Genomic DNA, 24,399 nt, shown 5'->3' on the forward strand with positions numbered 1-24,399 from the left:
TATTATTCGTAATATTACGGCGTCCAAATCCCCACTTAAGTGAAATTTAGTTACTTATTTTTTTTTATTGGCGTTAGCTTGCTTATAGGTAACTATTCCATTACTTACGGTAAATCATATTTACCTGCCGGAGACCTCTTTCCTATACTTCAGGATCAAACTTTAGAGCAACATCTCGATGCTATTTATGAATTTAGAGAAGAGAAGAAATATGATGTTGCTATAGAAAATCTTTCAGATTTAATTATAGATGCTAAAAATTTGAATGATTATACCTATGTATTTCACGGGTATAATTTGTTGAGTGTAATTTATGATGAAATTAATGACACCATACCTGCGTTAGCGTATGCAAAATCTGCTTTAGAGTTTGCAAAACAATCAAAAAATGATACTTTAATTTCCTGGGGCTATAATAACCTCGCAGCTAGTTTAGCAGATAATCCTGCTACACGTATGCAAGCTCTTGAGTATTATAAACAATCGTTAGAAATTCAACAGCGTTTGAATACGGGTGTTTTTTTAGATGCTGCGCTTAATATTGCAGAGCTTTATGGAAAAGAGGGCAACTATGTAATGATGTACCCATACTTAAAAAAGGCTACTGCGAGTTATGATCATTCATATGAGTATTATAATGATCCTATAATATATCTCGATATGACCTGGGGTGACTATTATAAAGGTCTTCACGTACCCAGTAAAGCTTTAGAACATTATGCTGAAGCTTATGAGCGAATTGAACGTGATAATAAGACTTCATTAGCATTAGAGTTTTATGAGAACTATGCACTTTTCCTTAAAGAACAAAATTATAACGATCGTGCATTTGAAGTACAACAACAGTATTTAAAGCATTATAAGCTTAGAGAAAAAACGTTAGAGACAGAAACTCTAAAACTAGCCCTTGCACGCGCAGAAACCGAAGAATTGCGAAGACAGCGTAATGATGCTGAAATGAAGCAGCAGCTGCTTGATCATGATCTACAACGCAAAAAAATTCAATTTATATTACTGGGATCTATACTCGGTTTATTGAGTTTATTTCTAGCCTATTTGTTCTATAGTGAAAAACTGAGATTAGGTCTTATAAATAATTTAAAGCGCAATAATAAAAATCTTTTAAAAGCTAAAAATCTTGCTGAAAAAAGTGAGCGTGCAAAATCTAAATTCTTTTCTACACTAAGTCATGAGATGCGAACTCCATTGTATGGTGTTACCGGCATTATTTCTCTTTTGGAAAAACGGAAAGAATTTGAAGCTTTTAAAGAAGAGATAGGGTCTTTAAAGTTTAGTGCAGATCATTTATTAGATATCATAAATGACCTCTTAGATTTATCAAAATTAGAAGATGAGTCGTTTAGTTTAATAAATAAACGATTTAATGTAAAATTATTAGCTGAAGATTTAATTTCAAGCTTTGATCAAAATAGTCTAAAAAATGCAGCTTGTACATTAAAATGCGTAATTGATTCTTCTGTACCCGATTATATTATAGGTGATGCCCGCAGAATATCACAGGTGCTTGTCAATATCTTAGGTAATGCATTAAAATTTACGCCTAAGGGCAATATTATTTTACGCTTACGAAGCGAGGACCTAGGTGCTAATAGATGCAGAATTCATTTTGAAGTTCAGGATGATGGTATCGGAATTCCTAAAGAGCGTCAAGAATTAATCTTTGATGAGTTTAGCCAATTAGAACAGTTGCAAAACGAAGAAACAGCTACAGACTTAAAAGGAACCGGCTTAGGATTGCCCATTGTACGTAAAATTCTAGAAAAAATGGATTCAGAAATTTATCTAAAAAGCGCTGTAGGTAAAGGTTCTACATTTATGTTTAGTATTGATTTTGAAAAGACACTTAGCACATCTAAAACATCAACAAACGAAATTTCTGGAAATTCATTGAAAGTTAAAAGTCTTAAGGGACTTCGCTGTTTAATAGTAGATGATAATAAAATTAATAGACTGGTAACTAAACGTGTATTAGAAAATTTAGAAATAATCACTTTTGAAGCTCAAAATGGGGAAGAGGCTTTAGAGCGTGCCAAAAAGCATCATTTTGATTTTATATTAATGGATATTAATATGCCAGGAATGAATGGTTATGAGACTACTCAGGCTATTCGTATTTTTGATAAACATATTCCTATAATAGCATTAACCGCTGCAGAGGCTTCCTTTATTACGAAAACTGCTCAGAACAGCGGTATGAATGATATAGTTACAAAGCCGTATAATGTAGATGATTTGTCTTCGACAATTTCTAAACACGTACAAATACGCAATCTTATTGCGAGCTTCTAAATGAGTTACTCTTTTTTGATTTGCTTTTGAATTTTTTCAATTGCTTGTTGTATAGACTTTTCAGGTTCGATTACGTTGTATGCTCCCCAAAACTCAGGATCTGCAAAACCAGAAACTTCATCTGCTAAAACGGTATTTTCTTTAAACTTTGATCTTCGGTTAATTCCTTCTTTACCTTGTAACTCTGTTTCCCAGTCTGTAATAAGCATCTCACTGTTAATGCGGTATTTACTATTAAATAGTTTTCGTTTCCAGTTTACTACAAATTCAAGTTGTACGTTGCTGTAGCTGTAATACCATTTCCCGTCTTTATTGCGGTAATCAACCCGGTAACTAATTTCGGTAGGATATACTTTAACCTGATTTGGTTTTTTCTTTACAAACAAGTCAGAAGCCGCTTTTCGGTTTTCAACATTTAAATTATATAATGCATTGGTAAGAGCACTTGTTTTTGAATCGATGTAGAGCTTACCGTAATATAAGGGTTCTAAAATGCTGCTCTTTTGTTTAAAATTAACCACATAAACAATGTTTCCATCATTAACTAAAGGCTCACCAAAAGAAAAGTCATAGTCTGAAAGTGTCTCTCTAGTAATAAAATACTTTTGATATTTAACTAAATCAGCATATAAAGCATTTAGAGGCCCTCCCTGTAATTTAATGGCAACAGTATCAAGGCGATCATAATTAGTGCTTTTGCGAGCTTTATACAATGCAATTAAGTCATTGCCAGCGTTTGTATAAGGTGTTTTTTGAATGGTAACTACGGCTTCAGCTAGAGAAGCGCTGCGGTTACGCTTATTAATAGTTTCCCGATAGAAGGCAGTCATAAAATTCTCTTGATCTGAATAGTTGTTTTCAATATTCGAGAAAACCTGTTCTACTAAAGTAAGAGCATTTTTAGGTCTTGAAATGTTTATTTCATCAAGTTCATATGCTTGCGGACTTAGACTTATAACAGATTTGTTTTGATCTAAATCTTTCAAAATAATGATTAGCTTTTCATAACCGGGATACGTCAAGGTCACTTTAGCATTAGGCATAGCTTCTTCTACCTTTAAAGAAAAATTCCCTTCAGAATTAGTTACTGTAGCAATGTTGGTACCTTCAATAAGTAAATTAACAAATGGCAGCGGGTTTTCTGAAGTTTTTGAAATTACGGTACCTTTGTATTCAAGATACTTTTGAGATTCCTGAGCGCTTAAAACGCCTGTACAACATAAAACAATTAAAGAAAAACGAATAAACCAGTTAGCTTTCGTGTTTAAAATGGAGATGTAATACTTTTTCATAGTATAATTTTATTTTTTCTATACAATTTACGATATTTTTGAGAATTCTGTATTACAAATTTTATTAGAATGCGTGTTGGCACGATTCCTGTTTGTAAGGATTAGGTTAAATTTGTTTTGCGATTTTGCAACACTTATTATGCTTTAACGTTATTAATAGAAAAATTGAAAACAATCGAAAGCACATATTTATACTGTACATCAAAACTCACCTTATTCTTGAGTCTTTGTATATTAGTATTGCCACTTCTAGCTACGGCCCAAATAGATAATACATCAGGGTCATTTAAAATACCGGCTGCCGAAAATCCTTTGGGAACTCCCACACCAGTTCCTGATAATGCAGTTTCTAAACCCGATATACCTAAATCGAGTGGTGGTTTAATGCTTGACGCTAACGGTAAATTAATAGAGCGCCCGCAACTTAGAGCTCCTGAGTCTCCCACATTCTATATGCTGAAACATGAATCATATGCTGATGCAGGACAGCGTTATACTGAAATGATGAATCAACGCGAGGCAAATCGTGATAGTGATAAATCTGACAAGCCAGCACATCAGTCTGATCAGGATTTGGGTACGTTTAAAAATGGGGGACAACAAGTAAAAATTGTATGTAGAGATTATGCTTATGTAGATGGTGACCGTGTTGCTGTTCTTGTTAATGACGAAATTGTAGTACCTAGTATTTGGTTAACTGAAGCCTATACGAGTTTTTATCTTCCATTAAAGAAAGGATTTAATAAAATATCATTTAAAGCGCTTAATCAAGGCTCTAGCGGTCCTAATACCGCAGCTTTTGTAGTTTACGACGATACGGGTAATGTAATAAGCTCTAATGAATGGAATTTACTCACCGGCGTAAAAGCAAATATTATTATTGTTAAAGAAAATTAGGTATAAAAAAAATCCATCACAAATGATGGATTTTTTTATGTGGACTATTTAATACATTTATAATTCCCCCTTTTGTTCTTCCAGATTGTTGTTACGAGAACCTCCCTGGCTGTATAGTTTATTTTCTTCATCTTTAAGCCCTGTAGTTTGCTTATTTGTTTGCTCTCCCGTCGGGATGTCTAAATCCTTTCCTGTAAAGTCAACTGCTCTTTCGCGATCGCGCAATTGCTCATCTGCACCACCATCTTTATGAAGATTTTTTTGATTGAGAATATCTAAGTCCTCTTTTGTTAAATCAGAGTTATACGTGTTTTCTTGTGTTTTATCAGTTTTCATAATTTTAATTTTCTACAATTTATTTAATTCGGCTCTCGGCCTTAATCTATTTAACTGCTTTTATAGAAAATTATAACAAGGTTTTAATAATTAGCATATTAACTACAACTGTCAATTATAGTACTTTTAACAACTTCAAAACGTGAACTAATTGTTACAGTTTTGAGCTATTGACTATGAAGAAAACTCCTAAACAAAAGTTCCTTAAAGTATTAAAGATTTTAGGTAAAATAGTAGGTGTTATTTTTATTCTACTATTGCTTTTAATTCTATTTGTTCGCAGTCCGTGGGGACAGGGTATTATTGTTGACAAAGCCATAAATTATATTGAAGGTAAAACCCAGACCGAGGTTCAAATAAGCAAACTGTTTATAACCTTTGACGGCGACATTGCACTAGACGGTCTTTACCTTGAAGATAAAAAAGGAGATACCCTTGTTTATAGTAAGCATCTTGAGGCTGCAGTACCACTGTGGTCAATAATTACTGGTGGCGCTATAAGTATAGATGATGTTGATTGGGAAGGTGTAAAGGCAAATGTTATTAGAAAGGATTCTATCACTGGTTTTAATTACCAATTTTTGATTGATGCTTTTGCAGCTTCAGATACCACAGTTGTGACAACTACTCCACAAGATACCACTGCACTTCAGCTAAATCTTGGTGATTTTAGTTTTAAAGATTTTGACCTGCACTTTAAAGATGATGTTGCCGGTATGGATGCTAAGCTCAATTTGTCTGAATTAGAGCTCAATATGAAAAAAACAGACCTTGAAGCGATGCGCTTTGAAGTAGGTAATGTTTATCTGGCAAATACAAAAGTTTATTATAAGCAAACGAAACCTTTACAACCATCTACTGATACTGCGGCAGTACCTATGCCTTTCTTAAAGGTTAAAAACCTTAAAATGAAACAGGTTACGGTTGATTATCAATCTATACCAGACGGGATTAGTGCATTTGCACTTATAGGTGATTTTGAAACTGAAATACCTTTAGTTGATTTAAAGACAAGTAAAGCAATAGTAGATCGTGTACTTCTTAATAATTCGGAAATTAAAGTAGCGATGCAAACGGTTGTAAAAGAAGGTATCTTAGAAACTAATGAGCCTTCTCCTGCATTTACCTGGCCTTCTTTTCTGGTAAATATAGGAGCTATATCACTTAATAATAATACAGTTGCATATACTCTTGATGGCGCAAAAGCTTCAAAAGGATTGTTTAACCCCAATGCTCTTTTTGTAGATAATCTTACTCTAAATCTTAAAGATATATTACTTGAAAATCAGCAATTTTCAGCAGAATTGGCGAATGCATCTTTTGTAGAAGCTTCCGGATTAGAGTTGAAAAAGCTGAATTTAAACCTTAAAGTAACCGATGAGTCTTTAGATGTTAACAACTTAGTTTTCAGTTTAAACGATAATTATTTAGAAGGAAATGCTAAAGTGGCTTATCCTAGTTTAGCAGCTTTTATTGAAAATCCAGGGGATGCAAAAATGAATTTAAACGTACCGCAGGTTATTGCAGATTTAGGTACTGTTTTTAAATTTCAGCCACAATTAAAAAACAATGAATACTTAGCTAAATTAAGTCAGCGTCTATTAACGGGTAGTTTAGCTGTTGAAGGAAAACTAGACGACTTAACTATAAGTCCCACACGATTTAATTGGGGTAGAAGTACCTATCTAAGTTTGCAAGGCACTGTTTATAATGCTACAAACCCCGATAACCTTTCTTACAATTTCCCAACGTATCGTATTCAAAGTACACGTACAGATTTAAGCAGATTTTTAAATGAAAAAGATTTAGGCGTACAATTTCCAGAATTGGTAAGAATGTCTGGTTCTTTGAAAGGAACGACCACACGCGCACTAACTAAAACAACATTAGAAACAACAGATGGTACCGTCGTTCTTAATGGAAATGCAGCTTTTGGCAATCGTATAAATTTTGAAGGCGTTGTAACCGCTACCGAAATACGATTGGGCAAATTACTTCAAAATGAAATGCTGGGAGTTCTAGATTTAAATCTTATCGCTAAAGGTTCTGGTGCTACTATAAATGATCTTGATGCAGAAGTTAATGCAACAATTAAGCGTCTTGATTTTAATGAATACACATTTAAAGATTTAAAATTAGATGGTTCTTTTAATAACGGGAAAGGAAATCTGGTCTCAGCTTACAGGGATGATAATTTAAATATGAAGTTAGATGCAGATATAACTTTAGATTCTGTAGCTTCTTCAGCGAATGTAAATCTAGTTCTTATTGGAGCAGACTTACAAGCCTTAGGTCTTGTTAAACAGAACATAAAAGCAGCATTTAATCTTACAGGTTACTTTAAAGGTACTCCCGAAGATTATGAAGTTAATACAGATATAAAAAGAGGTGTAGCAGTATATGATGATCAGGCATATCAATTAGGAGATTTAAAAATAAATGCATTTGTTAAGCCAGATACTACTTCATTAGATATTCGCAATCGCATTTTGCAGTTAGATTTAGAATCTAATGCGAGTCCGCAAGACTTTATTGCCGCATTGCAACGTCACGTGCAAACCTATTTAACAGAAGATCCACAGCTAGATACGATTGTAAAACCCGTGCTTATGAAGATACGCGGCTCTGTAGTGCAAGCGCCTATCTTAAGTGAAGTTTTTGTCCCCAATTTAAGAGAACTTGATACGGTAAACATTGCTGTTGATTTTGATGAATACAAACGTGCTCTTACTGCAGATGTTAATTTACCCTATATAAACTATAGTGGTTATACCATAGACAGCCTGGCATTTAAGCTTATTTCTAATAAAGATAATATGGATTTTGGCTTTGGGCTTAAAGAACTCATAGCCGGTCCTGTAAATATTAAAGATACGAGAATAGGTGGGCGAGTTACTAATAATATGATGTATTTAGATTTTCTGTCTTTAGATAAGGGTGAAAAATTAATGCACGTACTTTCTGTAATTACTCAGGAGGAGAATAGTATTAAAATTCATATAGACGACAAAGACCTTATTTTAAATAGAAATAAATGGAAGGTAAATCCCAATAATAGTATTGTCTTTAAAGAATTCAATACCGTATTTGAAGATTTTAAATTGTCTTATCAGGATCAGATAGTAGAGGTGAGTAATGATTTACCGGGAATTACTAAAGAACATCTAGGTGTTAACTTTCAGAATTTTAAGCTCTCCAGTATTTTAAATCTGCTAAATCCTGATGAATCATTAGTAAAGGGAATCTTAAACGGAGATTTTGTCGTTGAAGATCCTTTCACATCACCGGGAATGCTGGCAGACCTAAACATTACAAATTTTGAAGTACTGCAAACTAATATGGGTATTCTTGATATAAGCGGAAAATCGAAAGGTAGCGGTGGTTATGATTTTGATCTAAGCTTAAAAGAAGGGGTTGCAGATCTTGATCTCACAGGAGATTATATAGATAATCCTGAAGCAGCACAAATAGATTTAAATCTTGATATTAAACGTATTGATGTCAAAGCGCTTGAGAATTTTTCGCAAGGCGAAATAACAAATGCGAGTGGCTCTGTAAACGGAAATATTAAAGTAACAGGAAGCACATTAGCACCTGAATATGAAGGGACTTTAAATTTTAATAAGGCTAATTTTGAAATAGCCAAGCTTAATGCACCATTTTTACTAGCTAATGAAGCCGTACGCTTAGATAATAAAGGAATTTATTTTGACGGGTTTAAAATACAGGATGCAAGTTCAAATGCAATTACCGTTTCTGGTAATGTAGGTACAGAAAGTTTTATCAATCCCACATTTGATCTTAAACTGAAAGCCAAAAACTTTAAAGCTCTTAATTCTACAAAAGAAGATTTTGATCTGGTGTATGGTACTGTAGTTTTTGATGCAGATGCGACCGTTACAGGAGATCTCGATTTACCTGACGTTGACTTGAGTCTCAACGTAAATGCTGCTACAGATGTCACCTATGTTTTACCACCTTCAGAAGTACAAATAGAATCTAAAGATGGTGTTGTCATATTTGTAAATAAAGAGAATCCAGATGCCATACTCACAAATTCTGAAGAGGAGTCCTATACCGTTTCGGGATTTGCGATAGATGCAGATTTAAGTATAGCTAAAGGAGCGTTGTTTAAATTAATTATAGATGAGCAAACGGGTGATAACTTTCAGGTAACCGGTACAGGTGATTTTAAATATAATATGTATCCTAATGGAAGAATGACGTTAAGCGGCCGTTACAATGTGAACGACGGTCATTATGAGATGAGTTTATACAACCTGGTTAAACGCAGGTTTAATCTTGCTCCAGAAAGTCGTATAACCTGGTCTGGCGATCCTTTTGATGCAAATTTAAATATCAAAGCTTCCTATGAGGTAGAAACATCGGCAAGTGGTTTAATGGCGTCATCAACCAGTGGTACAGATATTAGCACGCAATCGCAGTTTAGACAGGAAGTTCCGTTCTTAGTGTATATAAATATAGATGGTGAACTTATGAAGCCAATAATAAGTTTCAATCTAGATATACCTGAAGCAAGTAGAGGAGCTGTGGGTGGGCAGGTTTATAGTCAGGTGCAACAATTAAATCAGCAAGAAAATGAGCTGAATAAACAAGTGTTTTCATTACTGGTACTCAACCGCTTTTTTCCTTCCTCAAGTAGTGATGGTAGTGGTGGTGGTACAGCTACAATTGCGAGAGATAACTTAAACGATGCGATTTCAGATCAATTAAATGTATTTTCAGATAAGTTATTAGGTAATACAGGCTTCGATCTAAATTTTGGTTTAGACAGTTATACAGATTATCAGGGAAGCGCACCTACAGATCGTACCACGTTAGATATCGCAGCACAGAAAAAGTTGTTTGACGACCGTGTGGTTGTGAGTGTAGGTAGTGCTGTAGATTTACAAGGAAGTGGTAATTCTGAAAATGGTACCGCTCCGGTTGTAGGTAATGTAAGTATTGAGTACTTACTAACGGAAGATGGTAGATATAGAATGAGAGGATATAGACGCAGTCAATATGAGAATATTATTGATGGTCAAATTATTGTAAATGGGATTTCGCTTCTATTTACAAGAGAGTTTAACAAGTTTACAGAGCTGTGGCAATCTATGTTTCCGGCTAAAACTGAAGAAGAAGAGATTAATGAATAAATCTGCAAAACATAAAAAAAATCTCAGATTTGCAATTTTGCTGGTTGCAATTAGTTTAATAAGCTATAGCTGTTCTGTAGATCGTTTTATACCCGAAGGCGAATTTCTATATACTAAGGAAACGGTGGTACTCACTCCAGATTCTATCGTAGATGATATAGATTTGATAGAACTAGATTTGAAAGCAGCTTTGCGACCCGAACCTGTATCTTCCTTGTTAGGTGGATATCCGGGTTTGTATTTTCATTACAAAGCAACGCGCGAAAAACCGGGATTCATAAACAAATTTCTCAATAAAAAATTTGGTCAGGAACCGGTTTATGCATCAGACATTAGAGAATATGAGATGGAGCAGATTTTACTGAATCGTCTTGAAAACAAAGGGTTTTTTTACAGTACAGTAGCTTCAGAAATAATAGAGGATACCACGAGCAAAGAGGCCGAAGCAATTTACAAATTACGTCTTTCTAAACCCTATAGATTACAAAAATACCAACTCGATTCAGACAGTTTGCTGGTATATCAAAGCATAAAAAATCAGCTTGATAAATCAAGTTTACAGCCGGGAATGCGATTTGATCTAAGTGCTATGAAGGCAGAGCGGGAGCGTATAGATCTTCAACTTAAAAGCGAAGGATTTTATAATTTCAATTCAGGATTCTTAATATTTGAATCAGATACCAATCAATATAAAAACAAGAAATTTGATCTATATCTGAGACTAAAAAAGGAAGTTCCCGAAAAATCAATTATTCCGTATAAGGTGGCTCGTGTTAATGTATATCCTAATTATACAGTAGAGCTGGATAGTACCGGTGTTGATACCGTTAAATTTGCCAATAAAAATTTTCTACAGGAGGAAGTTTATTTCAAGCCAAAACGTCTGGATCCCTTTATTTTACTGGAAGAAGGTAATTTATATAGCCCTGAGCAGTCTAAAGCTACAAGCCGTCGTTTAGGCTCTATAGGTGCTTATAAATTTGTAAATATTAGATATAACGAACTTGATACTGAAGCTTCTGGAGATAGTTTAGGACTGTTAGAAGCTAATATTTTCTTATCACCTTTAAATAAAAGAGCGGTACGTGCAGAAGTGAAAGCGGTAACAAAGTCGAACGGATTTTCGGGTCCGGGATTGGGGCTTACATTTGCTAACCGTAATCTTTTTCAGGGAGGAGAAACGCTTAATATTTCTCTTGACGGAAGTTATGAGTTTCAAGCCGGTGGTGGCACAGGTAATACAGCAGGTTCTACCAGTGTACAACTGGGTTTAAGTGGTGAACTCATATTTCCGCGTATGTTGTTTCCCTATAAATTTTCTAAAGATTATTTTAAGTACGACATACCTAAAACCCGTGTTAAACTGGGAGTCGCCTATTTAAACAGGTCTCAATTATTTACTTTAGGTTCTCTTGAAGCTAATTTTGGCTATGTATGGCAAGCCAATAAATACATTACACACGAGATAAATCCTATTGCCATTAATTATGTTTCATTAGCTAATACCACCCCAGAGTTTGATGCAATATTAGAGGCAAACCCTTTTTTGCAAACAAGTTTTAATCAGCAATTTATTTCGGGTTTAACCTATTCTTTTACCTATAACGGTATGGTAGATACGGGTGCCACACATCAGTTGTTTTTAAATGCAAATTTTGAAACCGCTGGGAATAGTCTAAGTTTATTTGCAGGTGGTGAGAAACCACAAAGTATTCTGGGATTAGAATATGCGCAGTTTGCACGTATAGATGCAGATTTTAGATATCATTTTAACTTTGCAAAAAACCACACACTGGCAACCCGCCTTTTTGCAGGGATTGGTGTCCCTTACGGAAATTCTGAAGTCGTACCCTACACAAAGCAATATTTTGCAGGAGGACCGTATAGTGTACGTGCTTTTAGAACCCGATCACTAGGGCCAGGCACTTTTGTGGCCGATGATAACACGGCTTCTAACTACTACGATCAAACCGGTAATGTACGCCTGGAGGCAAATCTAGAATATCGTTTTCCGCTTATAAATATTCTTCAGGGTGCGTTATTTGTAGATGCAGGAAATATCTGGAATACCACAGACAATTTAGCCTTAGAGGGGGATACTTTTGGTAGTGACTTTATTAATCAATTAGGTATTGGCGGTGGTTTTGGGATGCGCGTAGATATACAAAGCTTTGTAATACGGTTAGATCTTGCCGCACCTTTTCATGACCCTAGTTTAGAAGAAGGCAAGCGCTGGACGTATGACTTTGCAAATCCTATTTTAAACTTTGCAATAGGATATCCTTTCTAAATGTAACAGACTTAAAATCCTAAGTTTTAGGGTCTCTTCTAAAAAGTTCGATAATATTAAAAATAAGAATACAAAACACAACCCAGATAAAGCCGGCAATGTAACCACCAGCGATATCTGACGGAAAGTGAACCCCTAAATAAATACGACTTATTCCTATACTTAAAATTAGAACTGCCAGAAGCAAAATTAAACCGGCTTTTAGAAACGTATTTATACTGAATCGAAATACGAGGTAAATAAGAAAACCATAAAAGGCCATTGCGCTCATTGCATGACCACTAGGATAGCTTAACGTTTCTACCGAAACTAAATGCTCTATCCCCGGGCGAGCACGATCTATAAATCGCTTTAGAATTACGTTAGAGACCGAAGCTAATATTAAAACAGCGATAGTTTGTAAAACATACTTCCAGCGTTTAAAGAAGAAATAAGAGATTATTGTTGCAAGTCCTACCACGGTGAGATAACCATAGAGGTCACCCACATTAGTTACAAAAACAAAATACTGAGTGAGTAGTGGTGTTCTAAAGGAGATTACATAATCTGTAATTTGTGTATCGTAAGTCGCAAGAATTTCAGTTTTAAGTGTTTCTGTAAGTTCTATAAATGTATTTATGCAGAACACCACAATTATTAAGGCCAAAATTACAGTAATAAAATAGGGTAGTTTACTGTCGTACTGCTTGAATTTACGCTGTAAAAAGTTTTTCAGGTTTTTAATAAATTCAAATAAAGATTGTCTCATAATATGTGTAAAAACCGCCAAAAAATACTTGTGCAAGAATAAAGATTCAAAATAAAGAATTTGAAATTAGAATTTTCTTTCTTTTTCCTTAAAATGTATAATTCTGTAAACTAAATCTCGCCATTAAGTTTAGCAGGTTCGGTGTTATCAATACCACTAACGTCTACAGAAACTCTTCCATCTTTTTGAGAAATTAGATACGTAAATTTTTCACCCCATTTTATTTCATTGAATTTATAAGAAGAGCGGGAGTAAACAGATTGAGAAAAACTTTCATCAAAAGCTTTAATAACAATTATAATTTCGGCATCCCGTTTAAAAAGAGCTTCGGGTTTAATCTGGTGAAACGGACTCTCACGGGTAATAGGATGAACCAGCGTCCAGGTGGCCGGTAAAAAAGCAACTTTAGATCGCTCAAGGTCAAGAGGAAAAAAACTGCGTAATTGAGAATTTTCACGAAGTATAGAAAGCGACACTGAAGCTTCTAACTCTAGAAGTTGATTTCCGTGTGGATTAACTACTCTAAACATAAAGCCATTTATATCCTGATAGGGCGCAATGACAGCAAATTTGCTATATTTTAATTTTGCGGCGGGTTTTGAAAATCTTCCGTAGACCATACCGGTTGCCAGAGCAAAACCCAGTAAACCCATCATAGACTCTGTGGCAGCTAGAATATTAGTTAAAATTCCTATAGGAGCGACCTGCCCGTAACCCAACGTGGTAATTGTTTGAGCGCTAAAGAAAAATGCTTCAGTAAATTGTTCTAAAAAGGTGGTGCCATAAATCCCTGTAAGGTGCTCAATACCTACCAGCATATATAATGAGGCAAATAACAGATTTATACAAAAATAAGTACCCAAAATTATTAATAAAAACTGCAGCCAGGACATAGAAACCAGAACATGAAAGAAATTAATACGTTCTAATACCCCTACATTATCTTTCTTAATATTAAAAGAGCCGTTTTTATTTAAAACCCGATAATTACCGGCAGTGGCTTTTTCTCCCAGACCAAAGTCATTAAAGTTTTTCTGACTGTATTTTGAGGAAGATTCTTTGAGACTCATTATAGACTACGCTATTTATAAATGTTTTCTACCAACTTGAAAATATAATAAAATACGCTGTTAGTCGAACTAATATTCTATTTCTGACATTCAATAGTTGCTTTACTCATTATAGCTTCTTTCATTTAGATTAATATCTATAATAAACACAAGTGTATTTATTTTGATTTTTTTCTAAAAAGTCTGGCGATGCTTTTACCCAGTTGATCTAGCTTTTCTAAGGGTGCATTGAGTGTTGGGTTTTTAAAGTCTATTTTAGAACTGTTAAGCGCACCTGCCTGCATAGGATAGATAAGCATATAACTTGTTTCTTTAAAGTATTTATTGAGGTAAGTAGGTATTTTAGACATTGTATTATTATAGGACGGTTTATCTATTCGACTTAAAACAAGAATTAAATTATCATCCTGTTTAAAATTTTTAGCCAGAATTAAAAAGTCCTCCCAGTTGCTAAATTCTTCAAAAGTACAATCAAGTGATTGCTTAGATTGTAGTTGTGTTATAAAGCGAAGGGTTTCTTTATTTGCGTAAAAAACCAGTTGAGCTCCAGTGTTTTTAGCAATGTTCCAGATCTTGACAATCCAAAAGGGGAAACCCATATCTTTTTCTGAATTTTCTGGCACAATGATCAGGTGTCTTTTAATAGTATTTAAAGGTTGAGCAGGTTTGTAAACCAGCGTAGTGGTGTTACACTTTGTAAGAATACCTTCGGTTAGGTTGCCTAAAAAAGAATCAGAAATACCTTTGCTTATGTGAAGGCCTAATATTAAATCGGTTATTTTTTGTTCTTTAACTACGCTTGTAATTCCGTTAACAATACTGGAGTCGTAGCGCAAAATCTCCTGAAGTCTGTTATCTGTGGCAGAAGCGGTAATTGTAGCTTTATTTAAAATTTTCTGGGCCTGTTTGTCACTGGTATTATCTATTATGCTGTTATCAACAATACTTAAGGCATACAAGCCATCTTTATTGGTTTTTGATTTAACAGTAATTCCTAAATTAATGAGTTCGTCTATAGTGTCAATATTGCTAATAGGTATTAATACTCTTTCGTTGTTTTCAAGAATATCAGATTCAGCATTTAAACTTTCAGAAAGGGCTATATTTTTAGCACCCCGCTGCGCAACAAACGAAGCGATAGTACAGGTAAACAAAATCATTAAAATTGTTCCGTTTAAAATGTTTTCGCTGAGTAAGCGTATGGGCTCACCAGCTGGCGTTTCACCAGTAATAATATTATAACCTACTAAGACGGCTGCCAGTGTAGCAGCTGCCTGAGCATTACTTAAACCAAAAATTAACCGACGTTGATCTGCAGAAAATTGAAACGTTTTTTGAGTAAACCAGGCAGCTAAAAATTTTGCTGAAGTCGCAACAATAATCATAACTAGCGCCACTTTTATGGTAACAAGATCATTAAAGAATACGCGGTAATCTATAAGCATTCCTACCCCAATAAGAAAAAACGGAATAAATATGGCATTGCCCACAAACTCGATGCGATTCATTAAAGGAGAGGTATGTGGTATTAAGCGGTTAAGCGCTAAACCAGATAAGAATGCTCCTATAATGGCTTCTACTCCTGCCAGTTCTGCTAAAACAGCTCCAAGAAACACCATAACCAGAACAAAAATATATTGAGATACACTATCGTCAAATCGCTTAAAAAACCATCGGCCAATGATAGGGAAGAGTATCATTACTGTTAAACCAAATAACAAGATATATATGGTAAGTCTAATCCAAAATAATGTATTTACTTCTCCCGTTGTCATACCTACAATAACGGCCAAGACGAGTAGAGCTAAAGTATCTGTAATTAAGGTACCGCCTACAGTTATATTAACAGCTATATTTTTTGCAACCCCCATTTTACTAACTAACGGGTATGCTATTAAGGTATGAGAGGCAAACATACTGGCTAATAAAACAGATGTAGGAATTGAAAGTTTAAGAAGATACAGACCGGCGAGTGTTCCTAATAGCATAGGAATACAAAATGTATATAGTCCAAAAATGATACTCTTTTTACTATTCTTTTTAAAGTCTGCCAGATCTATCTCTAATCCTGCCAAAAACATTATATATAAAAGCCCGGCAGTACCCGAAAGAATAATACCATTATCCCGTTCTATAAGATTGATGCCTTTGGGACCTACCAGTGCTCCGGCAATAATTAATCCCAATAGATACGGTATTTTTATCTTATTCAGAATAATAGGAGCAAAGAGAATAATTACCAGTATTAAAAGAAATTTCAATACAGGATTGGTAAGCGGTAAGGCCAATTCTAGAAGCATCAAAATAAGAAAATGTTAGTTTTTAATACCTATTTATCAAGCCTGCAGCTCAATAGTCTCAGGAAGTAAATCTAATCTTATAATTGATTCAGAAATCTTAAAAAATGAGATAGCGTGAAATAATTTTCAGCCAAAATTTTTAACTAAACTTTTAATTTAGTCTGTATCATTTTAAGCCTTTTACAATCTTTTTAATACGGAAAAAGGCATTATCTAATTTTAAATAATGCCTTTTTTTTAATAAACGCATTTACTGGTAGATTCTATTATTAATCTCGTGCAACGGAGAAAACTATTAGATTACGTTAAATACAAATCCTAATAGCCAATATAAAATAGCAAACACGACTATAGTTCCTATACAGCCACAACGGCCACCACCTATTTTTTTTGCGCCATATCCGGCAATTAATGCTCTAAATAAATTTTTCATTGTATTGCTTAGTTTGTTCTGTTGCTAAATTACTTTTTTCTTTTTAGCCAAGTGTTTTTTACTACAGATTAACAATACTTTATACTCTCAAGCTAGAATCTGCAAGAGCACCTTTGTAATTTTAATCTAATCAAGTTGATGGCTAGACGTTGTTGAATGCTTACATAATAAATGAATTAAATACCTATGAAAAATAAACAATTAGGAAAGACAGATTTAAAAATACCACCTATCACTTTTGGCGGCAATGTTTTTGGATGGACAGCAGATAAGAAAACCTCTTTCTATTTGTTAGATGCACTGTTAGATAGAGGATTCAACTTTATAGACTCTGCTAATGTATATTCATATTGGGCAGCGGGGAATTCTGGTGGTGAAAGTGAAACAATATTAGGAGAGTGGATGCAAGCGCGTAAAAATCGAGATAAAATTATACTTGCAACAAAAGTAGGTAGCCCTATGGGGGCTGGTGCACCTAATCTATCTGCATCTTATATAAACGAGCAAATAGAATTGAGTTTAAAACGTTTACAAACTGAATATGTAGATGTTTATTTTAGTCATAAATATGATGACAGCACCCCACAACGGGAGACCTTATCTGTTTATAAGAATTTAATAAATGCGGGTAAAGTGCGTCATATAGGTGCTTCTAATTTTCCTTTAGCAATTTTAAGGGAGGCAATAGCACTTTCTAAAGAAGATAGTTTACCGCGATATGAGGTGATTCAACCTGAATATAATCTTATGGAACGCTCAGGTTTTGAAGGTGAATATCAACGTTTTTGTGTAGAAAATGAACTGAGTGTAACTAGTTATTTTACATTGGCCAGCGGTTTTCTTACCGGTAAATATGATTCAAAAGATGCGGCTGCTGGTAAAGATCGTGAACCTTTTTTAAAAAAGTATTTTAATGACAAAGGCGAGGCGGTTTTAAAAGCTTTAAAAAAAATTGCTCATAAACACCAGGTATCTGAAGCTGCAGTAACACTTGCATGGACGATGGCCCAACCTGGTATAACGTCTCCTATAGCCAGTGCAACGAAGAAAGAACATTTGCAGGCATTTGATGAGGCGCTTCTCTTAAATCTAGATCAGGAAGATCAAGATCGTTTAAATGCAGCTAGTAAATAATTATATAACCCTAACCTACAACCAATGAAATCTATATTTTTAAAATCTACAGCAATTCTGCTATTAATTACTTTTAGTAGTTGCCAGAATAGCACAAATAATAAGGAAAACACGGAAGTTTTAAACCTTGAAAAAAGTACTTCAGACTCACTTACTGAAAAAGCCAAAGAGCGACTAGAAAAAGTTCCTCAGGGAATGCGCAACAGCGATCTTTTTAGCACAGAAATTTTAAAACCAACACAACTTTTTGATAATGTCTATTACATAGGTTATGTGGGTGTGGGTGTGTTTTTAATTAATACAACAGATGGTCTTATTTTAATAGACAGTATGTGGAATCAAAATGATGCAGAAACTGTGATTGTTCCGGGTATTAAGGAGTTGGGTTTTGATCCTGCACAGGTGAAAAAGATTCTAATAACCCATGAGCATTCAGACCATTATGGGGGAGCACGCTTCTTTGAAAAAAACTACGGTTCTGAAGTCCTAATGAGTAAAACAGCCTGGGAGGGTTTGCATAGTAACGATGCTGAAGTATTAACTGATCCTTTTGGAAATTTATCTAGTGAACTTGAAGTTCCTAAACAATATACTGAAGTTAAAAATGGTGAGAACATTAGTTTAGGTGATAAATCGATAACCGTTTATCTTACTCCAGGTCACGCACCCGGTGGACTGTCGTTACTATTTTCGGTAGAAGAGCAGGGAGAGAAACATACAGTTGCATTATGGGGAGGCACAGGTTTACCTAAAACCTTAGAGGCTAACCAGAATTACCTTAACTCCCTTAATATGTTTCAGGACGCAGCCAACAAAGCTCAAGCAGATGTAAATTTATCAAACCATCCTTTTACCATAGGACTTGTACAAGACATGGAAACTTTAAGATCAAATGCTACTGGTGATACAAATCCCCTTATTAAGGGTAATGAAAATCTGAACCAATATTTTAATACCAATTTAAAACCCAAAGTCCTTGAAAAAATACAAGAATTAAAATCAGAAAAAGAAAAAAACAATTAAGGTAAATTAACATGCCTAAAGTTTTTTTTACCAAAATATGCACTTTATAGCCTTGATTTTAATGTAAACTGATGCTATTTTTTTATATAATCAGTAACAAATATTAAAAAAGGAAAAGAATTAGATAATTTATTAGGAGCCTAACAGCTTGTAATTACTATATTTTAGACGTTTTATTAAATTTTAACAAACGCTGTTAAGAACTTCTTAACAGCGTTTTTGTTTTAGGAGTTTTAAATTGTCGCAACTAAAAAATTAACTATGAAGATAAAACTTTACCCTATTGCAGCCTTTACGTTTGCAATGATGACGGTAGTTTCTTGCGCAAGTACTAAACAGACAAAAAAGGGAGCTGCAGCTGCAGCCTCAGAAAAGTCTGAAAAACCAAAAGGAGGCCTCAAACCGTATGACAAAGTCATTACAAAAGATGCTATTTCAGATGCAGGTCTTTTTACAGTTCACAAAGTAGATGATGATTATTTCTACGAGATCGCAGACAGTCTTTTTAATCGCGAGATGCTTATGGTAAGCCGAATCGCTAAAACCGCTTCAGGTATTGGTTTTGGTGGTGGAAAGGCAAATACTGAAGTCTTACGCTGGGAGAAAAAAGATAAGAAAGTATTGGTACGCGTAGTTTCTCATCAGATTTTTGCTGCAGATTCCTTACCAATTCACGAAGCTGTAACCAATTCAAATTTTGAACCGGTTCTTTTCTCATTTGATATTAAAGCAATTAGTAAAGATTCTACTAAAACTGTAATTCAGGTAAATGATTTGTACAATACAGATGTACAGGCATTAGGGATGCCGGGATATTATAGAGAACAGTTTAAGGTCTCTAATGTAGACAAAGACCGAAGCTATATCGAAAGTCTTAAAAGTTATCCGCTTAATATTGAAGCAAGACACGTAAAGACTTACAATGCAAAAAATGCACCTAGTAATGGTAGCTTAGGTTCTATTACCGTTGAGATGAATAACAGTATGGTTCTTCTACCTAAAGTACCTATGGAAAGACGCTATTTTGATGAGCGCGTAGGCTGGTTTGCCAGAGGCCAGGTAGATTATGGTCTTGATGCTCAAGAGAGTAAAACGGTACGTTATTTAGACCGTTGGAGATTAGAAGTAAAGCCAGAAGATGTTGCTAAGTTTAATGCAGGCGAACTGGTTGAACCAAAAAAACAAATTGTTTATTATGTAGACCGTGCAACTCCAAAACAATGGGTTCCTTATATTAAACAAGGTATTGAAGATTGGCAGGTTGCTTTTGAAGCAGCAGGTTTTAAAAATGCAATTATAGCTAAAGAAGCCCCTAGTGTAGAAGAAGATCCAGAATGGTCTCCAGAAGATATTCGTTTTTCTGTAGTGCGCTATTTAGCTTCTCCTATTCCTAATGCAAACGGTCCTCACGTAAGTGATCCGCGTAGTGGAGAGATTTTAGAATCTGATATCAACTGGTACCATAACGTAATGACTTTATTGCGTAACTGGTATTTTGTACAAACAGCGGCAATTAATCCTGATGCACGTGGCGTAGCATTTAAAGATGAGATAATGGGACGTTTAATTCGTTTTGTATCTTCTCACGAAGTAGGACATACCTTAGGTTTACCACACAATATGGGAAGCAGTGTAGCATATCCTGTAGATTCATTAAGATCAAAAAGTTTTACTGAAAAATATGGTACCGCTCCGTCAATTATGGATTATGCACGATTTAATTATATAGCACAACCAGGTGATGAAGGCGTTTCTATGATGCCTAACATAGGTATTTATGATAAATATGCGATTAACTGGGGTTACAGACCTATTTTAGATAAAAAAGAAAAGGCAGAAAAACCTATTCTTGATCAGTGGATTTTAGAGCACGCAGGTGATCCTATGTACCGTTTTGGTTCTCAGCAACGCGAAGTTGTCGACCCTAGCTCTCAAACTGAAGATCTAGGCGATGATGCTGTAAAAGCAAGTAATTATGGTATTGCAAATCTAAAACGTATTATTCCTAATCTAATAGAGTGGACTGCAGAAGACGGTAAAACTTATGAAGATTTAGGTACGTTATACGGGCAGGTTTTAGCACAATACAACCGCTATATGGGGCACGTTTCTAATAATATAGGTGGTGTTTATGAATACTATAAGACTTATGATCAGGATGGTGTTGTATATATGCCAGTTCCTAAAGAGCGTCAAAAGGAAAGTCTACAGTTTTTACAGGATCAATTATTTACAACTCCGGAGTGGATGATAGATACTGAGATTTTAAATCGAATTGAACACGACGGAAATATTGAGCGTATACGAGCGACTCAGGTACGTACTTTAGACAATGTTCTTGATTTTGGTCGTATGGGACGTATGATTGAAAATGAAGCGCTTAATGGTAAAGATGCGTATACATTAACGCAAATGATGACAGACTTACGTACCGGTATCTTCAGTGAACTTACAAATGGCAAGAAAATAGATACTTACCGTCGTAATTTACAGCGTGCTTATGTAGAGCGTTTAGAATATTTATTAACTAAAGATCAGAGTGGCCGTAATGCTACAGATGTTAAAGTGAGCCAGTCAGATATTAGAGCTGTTTCCCGTGCAGAGTTAAATACTTTAAAACGTCTTGTTACAACTGCAGCAACACGTTCTGGAGATACTTTAAGCAGATATCACTTGCAAGATTTAAAAGAGCGTATCGATTTAATTTTAGATCCTCGATAGCATCATATATGTTTTAATTAAAAAGACCGGCTTTATAGCCGGTCTTTTTTGTATTATAAACTTTTTAATCTAAATTATTAATTGATAAATAAGAAACACTTTAATTTTTGCTGAGTTGAGTAGTAGATAGATTTAAATGAAATACTATGAGTTGTCTGATACTTGCCTTAGCGTATAAGAACCTTCTATTTGGTGAATTATTTCTTCTTTCTGATTACGATTTACTTTTGAAAATTTTAAAATTAAGGGATAGATAAAACCCAACAGTAAAAGTAAAGATGCCAGCAAAACCAGCGTTGTTATATCTGCAAATTGATTTCCCGCAGTTAAAATGCCTAATATTAAAACGACTGACAGTGGAAACGAAATGGCTAGTATGCTAATAGCATAATTCTGATTGAAGGTTTTGCTGCCCTCAGCAACTTTTTTCTCATATTTATCAACGGCTGCAATATGCGCAAATGGCCAGAAACTACAGGCGCTCAATCCAAATGCAAGTAATAAAAGGCGATCTTGAGACAATGTTATTTCAGTAATCAAAATTATTCCTACACATAGAATAATAACTACACCCGCTCGTACTAAAAGTAAAGAAGCAATTTCAAAAAACTGACTTCGTTTTACATTCACAGAAAGTCCTATAAATAGTAATACTAAAGGAGTCATTAAGATACTTAATCTACTAAAGCTTTCACTTATTAAATAGGGTAGACTGGTTAAATTAAATCCTGTAAAAAGCAAAATTAAAGCGGCAACGATTAAAATATTTACAGGTTCTGAAATCATTGCAAGGCATAGATTTTTAAATTTTGAAACTTTTGACTTACCGGTAATGCCTTGTGTTTTGTAATGCCAACGCATAGCTACTAAATATAAAATAAGTAGAACAAATAACTTATTCCCTAAATCTGCCATAGCTGCCTTAGCTAAATATTCTTCACCCAGATACTCTAATATAAATGGAAAACAACTTAAGCCAGGTGCTAATGATGGTAGTAAGAGGTGTGCACTGCGGTAATTAGGGGAGTTCTTTCTAATCCCCAAAACCGGTAATACGAGTGGAGTAATAAAAAGTAATACTACATTTATTAGTAAAGCAATTATGGGTAAAAGCAGCAAAGAGGCTTCAACCTGTATACTTAATAGAGCAATAAATATGGTTGCCGGTAAGGCGAGATTAAGAATAATCATTTTTATACCTGCCAACTCTTGCTTTCCTTTAATTTTAAACTTCAGTAGTAAACCTAAAGCTATAAAAACCAAGAACAGAAATGTTTTCTGAAGGTTAACATCCATTTTAAACTAATATTTCATCTATAGCATTGGTGAAGTATTCCATTTCTTCCATTGTGCCCATACTCACGCGACACCAGTTTTGATTCCAAAATTTAAAAGCTCTAACAACAACTTTACGTTCATAGATTTGTTCTAAAAAAGCATCACCATCCATTTCTATAGGAAAAATTATAAAGTTTGTTGATGAGGGCATGTACTCAAATCCTCTTTTGTCAAGATAGGCAGTTGTGTAATCGCGCGCTTCTTTAATTTTAGTTTTACACATGTTTAGATATTCGGTATCATCCATGCTGGCAGAAGCAGCTGCAATTGTAGGTCCTGCGATTCCCATACCTCCACGTGTGATTTCATTTATTGCTGCCAGAGATTCTTTTTTGCCCAGCATATAGCCCATACGTAACCCGGCCATACCGTGAATCTTAGAAAAAGTACGGGTAACAAATACATTTTTACCTGCTGCAACAAGCGATGACATACTCGCATCTAATCCCTCAGGAGCCAGTTCTAAATAAGCTTCATCTACAAAAACAGGGACTTTCTCAGACACTCTACTGCAAAAATCTTTTAGCTTGACAGTATCTGTTAATGTTGCGGTAGGATTGTTTGGGTTTGTGATGTAAACAAGTTTTGTATCTTCATCAATAGCTGCTTCCATAGCCGCTAAGTCGTGTTGATAATCAGCGGTAAGCTTAATAGGTTTCCAGGAGCCGCCGGCAGCTTTGGCAACGCTTACTAAAGACATATAGCTAGGATCTGCGCTTACAACATTGCCGCCATTTTGAAATAATACCAAGGCCGTTTTCTCTAATAAATCTGAAGAACCCGGCCCCATCATAATTTGGTCTGTACTAACGCCTTCATACGTAGCAATTTTATTTACTAGATTATTTAGCGAAGACCACGAGTAATGATTACCATCCCAAACAGCATCCTGAAAAGCTTTTGCCGCTAGCTTTGAAGGCCCATATGGATTTTCATTCCATACTAAGCGTGCATTTACTGTGCTTAAGTCAGGAAATTTAGGAGGTGTAAATTCATCAAAAACCGGATTCTGATAAATAAATTTTTGATTATTAGCCTGGGCATTTTCCACTGCATTTGCCCATAGGGCTGTAGGAGCAAAGGCTAATGCTCCCATAGAAAATGTAATTTTTTTAAGCCAATCGCGTCTTGGAAGATCTGAAGAATTCATATAAATTTTTTTATTTATAAGTAATTCTTTAAAATTAGAAAAACACCAAAACGGACACTAAGATAAATTCGTAAAAATCGAATTATATTTATTGTTTATGCTATAAAATTAACATTATATTGAGAATATGATAATGTAATCTCAGTATTATAGACATCATAGTGCTATTTCTTCAACATGATTGTAGTAATATCACGA

Annotated in this window: 15 protein-coding genes; 7 read left to right on the forward strand and 8 right to left on the reverse strand. The window is 34.8% G+C overall.

Features of this window, described 5'->3' with window-relative positions; all coding sequences use genetic code 11:
• The first annotated feature begins 39 nt into the window (after positions 1 to 39).
• On the forward strand, positions 40 to 2,310 hold the full coding sequence (locus P164_RS04125) for a response regulator (RefSeq protein WP_028375207.1): 2,271 nt from the start codon (positions 40 to 42) through the stop codon (positions 2,308 to 2,310).
• Between the two features lie 5 nt (positions 2,311 to 2,315).
• Here the strand turns inward: P164_RS04125 and P164_RS04130 are convergent, their stop codons facing one another.
• Positions 2,316 to 3,602: a carboxypeptidase-like regulatory domain-containing protein gene (locus P164_RS04130; protein WP_028375208.1), complete on the reverse strand. Its 1,287-nt coding sequence runs from the start codon at positions 3,600 to 3,602 to the stop codon at positions 2,316 to 2,318.
• Positions 3,603 to 3,767: 165 nt separating this feature from the next.
• Here P164_RS04130 and P164_RS04135 point away from each other — a divergent pair, with 165 nt between their 5' ends.
• Positions 3,768 to 4,499, forward strand: coding sequence for a hypothetical protein (locus P164_RS04135; protein WP_125411746.1), 732 nt, complete (start codon positions 3,768 to 3,770; stop codon positions 4,497 to 4,499).
• A 57-nt stretch (positions 4,500 to 4,556) separates the two neighbouring features.
• On the opposite strand, the gene P164_RS04140 is transcribed toward P164_RS04135, so the two are convergent.
• Entirely contained in the window at positions 4,557 to 4,835 is a 279-nt protein-coding gene (locus tag P164_RS04140; protein WP_028375209.1) for a hypothetical protein, read from the reverse strand.
• A 176-nt stretch (positions 4,836 to 5,011) separates the two neighbouring features.
• Between P164_RS04140 and P164_RS04145 the strand changes: the two genes are divergently transcribed.
• Both P164_RS04145 and P164_RS04150 read left to right on the forward strand, forming a co-directional pair.
• Positions 5,012 to 9,994 carry a translocation/assembly module TamB domain-containing protein gene (locus P164_RS04145; RefSeq protein WP_035899329.1) on the forward strand — a complete coding sequence of 1,661 codons (4,983 nt, stop codon included), beginning with the start codon at positions 5,012 to 5,014 and terminating at the stop codon, positions 9,992 to 9,994.
• Positions 9,987 to 12,284 (forward strand): BamA/TamA family outer membrane protein, encoded by a 2,298-nt coding sequence (locus P164_RS04150; RefSeq protein ID WP_035899330.1) that lies wholly within the window; start codon positions 9,987 to 9,989, stop codon positions 12,282 to 12,284. The genes P164_RS04145 and P164_RS04150 overlap by 8 nt, the downstream gene beginning before the upstream one ends.
• Before the next feature lie 19 nt (positions 12,285 to 12,303).
• On the opposite strand, the gene P164_RS04155 is transcribed toward P164_RS04150, so the two are convergent.
• The 4 genes from P164_RS04155 to P164_RS18780 form a co-directional block, all read right to left on the reverse strand.
• Positions 12,304 to 13,032, reverse strand: coding sequence for a phosphatase PAP2 family protein (locus P164_RS04155; RefSeq protein WP_028375211.1), 729 nt, complete (start codon positions 13,030 to 13,032; stop codon positions 12,304 to 12,306).
• A gap of 110 nt (positions 13,033 to 13,142) precedes the next feature.
• Positions 13,143 to 14,102, reverse strand: coding sequence for an ion channel (locus P164_RS04160; RefSeq protein ID WP_028375212.1), 960 nt, complete (start codon positions 14,100 to 14,102; stop codon positions 13,143 to 13,145).
• A gap of 158 nt (positions 14,103 to 14,260) precedes the next feature.
• On the reverse strand, positions 14,261 to 16,402 hold the full coding sequence (locus tag P164_RS04165; RefSeq protein ID WP_035899331.1) for a cation:proton antiporter: 2,142 nt from the start codon (positions 16,400 to 16,402) through the stop codon (positions 14,261 to 14,263).
• A gap of 295 nt (positions 16,403 to 16,697) precedes the next feature.
• Positions 16,698 to 16,835, reverse strand: a complete 138-nt coding sequence (locus tag P164_RS18780) for a hypothetical protein (protein ID WP_199907768.1) — start codon at positions 16,833 to 16,835, stop codon at positions 16,698 to 16,700.
• Between the two features lie 186 nt (positions 16,836 to 17,021).
• Here P164_RS18780 and P164_RS04170 point away from each other — a divergent pair, with 186 nt between their 5' ends.
• The 3 genes from P164_RS04170 to P164_RS04180 all read left to right on the forward strand — a co-directional run bounded on the left by P164_RS04170 (position 17,022) and on the right by P164_RS04180 (position 21,713).
• Entirely contained in the window at positions 17,022 to 17,969 is a 948-nt protein-coding gene (locus P164_RS04170; protein ID WP_028375214.1) for an aldo/keto reductase, read from the forward strand.
• A 24-nt stretch (positions 17,970 to 17,993) separates the two neighbouring features.
• Positions 17,994 to 18,992, forward strand: coding sequence for an MBL fold metallo-hydrolase (locus P164_RS04175; RefSeq protein WP_051621189.1), 999 nt, complete (start codon positions 17,994 to 17,996; stop codon positions 18,990 to 18,992).
• A 261-nt stretch (positions 18,993 to 19,253) separates the two neighbouring features.
• On the forward strand, positions 19,254 to 21,713 hold the full coding sequence (locus tag P164_RS04180; protein WP_035899332.1) for a zinc-dependent metalloprotease: 2,460 nt from the start codon (positions 19,254 to 19,256) through the stop codon (positions 21,711 to 21,713).
• Between the two features lie 144 nt (positions 21,714 to 21,857).
• Here P164_RS04180 and P164_RS04185 read toward each other — a convergent pair whose 3' ends face one another.
• On the reverse strand, positions 21,858 to 23,009 hold the full coding sequence (locus tag P164_RS04185; protein ID WP_028375216.1) for a hypothetical protein: 1,152 nt from the start codon (positions 23,007 to 23,009) through the stop codon (positions 21,858 to 21,860).
• Position 23,010: 1 nt separating this feature from the next.
• Complete coding sequence (locus tag P164_RS04190; protein ID WP_028375217.1) at positions 23,011 to 24,201, reverse strand: pyridoxal phosphate-dependent aminotransferase; 1,191 nt, start codon at positions 24,199 to 24,201, stop codon at positions 23,011 to 23,013.
• Positions 24,202 to 24,399 lie beyond the last annotated feature (198 nt).

This window comes from Leeuwenhoekiella sp. MAR_2009_132 (assembly GCF_000687915.1).
Taxonomy (GTDB): domain Bacteria; phylum Bacteroidota; class Bacteroidia; order Flavobacteriales; family Flavobacteriaceae; genus Leeuwenhoekiella.

Bases quoted from the DNA above. Each gene is read 5' to 3' on its own strand.
- P164_RS04165 (WP_035899331.1), bottom strand. From the start codon at position 16,402: ATGCTTCTAGAATTGGCCTTACCGCTTACCAATCCTGTATTGAAATTT.
- P164_RS04160 (WP_028375212.1), bottom strand. From the start codon at position 14,102: ATGAGTCTCAAAGAATCTTCCTCAAAATACAGTCAGAAAAACTTTAAT.
- P164_RS04150 (WP_035899330.1), top strand. From the start codon at position 9,987: ATGAATAAATCTGCAAAACATAAAAAAAATCTCAGATTTGCAATTTTG.
- P164_RS04155 (WP_028375211.1), bottom strand. From the start codon at position 13,032: ATGAGACAATCTTTATTTGAATTTATTAAAAACCTGAAAAACTTTTTA.
- P164_RS04170 (WP_028375214.1), top strand. From the start codon at position 17,022: ATGAAAAATAAACAATTAGGAAAGACAGATTTAAAAATACCACCTATC.
- P164_RS18780 (WP_199907768.1), bottom strand. From the start codon at position 16,835: ATGAAAAATTTATTTAGAGCATTAATTGCCGGATATGGCGCAAAAAAA.
- P164_RS04180 (WP_035899332.1), top strand. From the start codon at position 19,254: ATGAAGATAAAACTTTACCCTATTGCAGCCTTTACGTTTGCAATGATG.
- P164_RS04190 (WP_028375217.1), bottom strand. From the start codon at position 24,201: ATGAATTCTTCAGATCTTCCAAGACGCGATTGGCTTAAAAAAATTACA.
- P164_RS04175 (WP_051621189.1), top strand. From the start codon at position 17,994: ATGAAATCTATATTTTTAAAATCTACAGCAATTCTGCTATTAATTACT.
- P164_RS04130 (WP_028375208.1), bottom strand. From the start codon at position 3,602: ATGAAAAAGTATTACATCTCCATTTTAAACACGAAAGCTAACTGGTTT.
- P164_RS04185 (WP_028375216.1), bottom strand. From the start codon at position 23,009: ATGGATGTTAACCTTCAGAAAACATTTCTGTTCTTGGTTTTTATAGCT.
- P164_RS04145 (WP_035899329.1), top strand. From the start codon at position 5,012: ATGAAGAAAACTCCTAAACAAAAGTTCCTTAAAGTATTAAAGATTTTA.
- P164_RS04140 (WP_028375209.1), bottom strand. From the start codon at position 4,835: ATGAAAACTGATAAAACACAAGAAAACACGTATAACTCTGATTTAACA.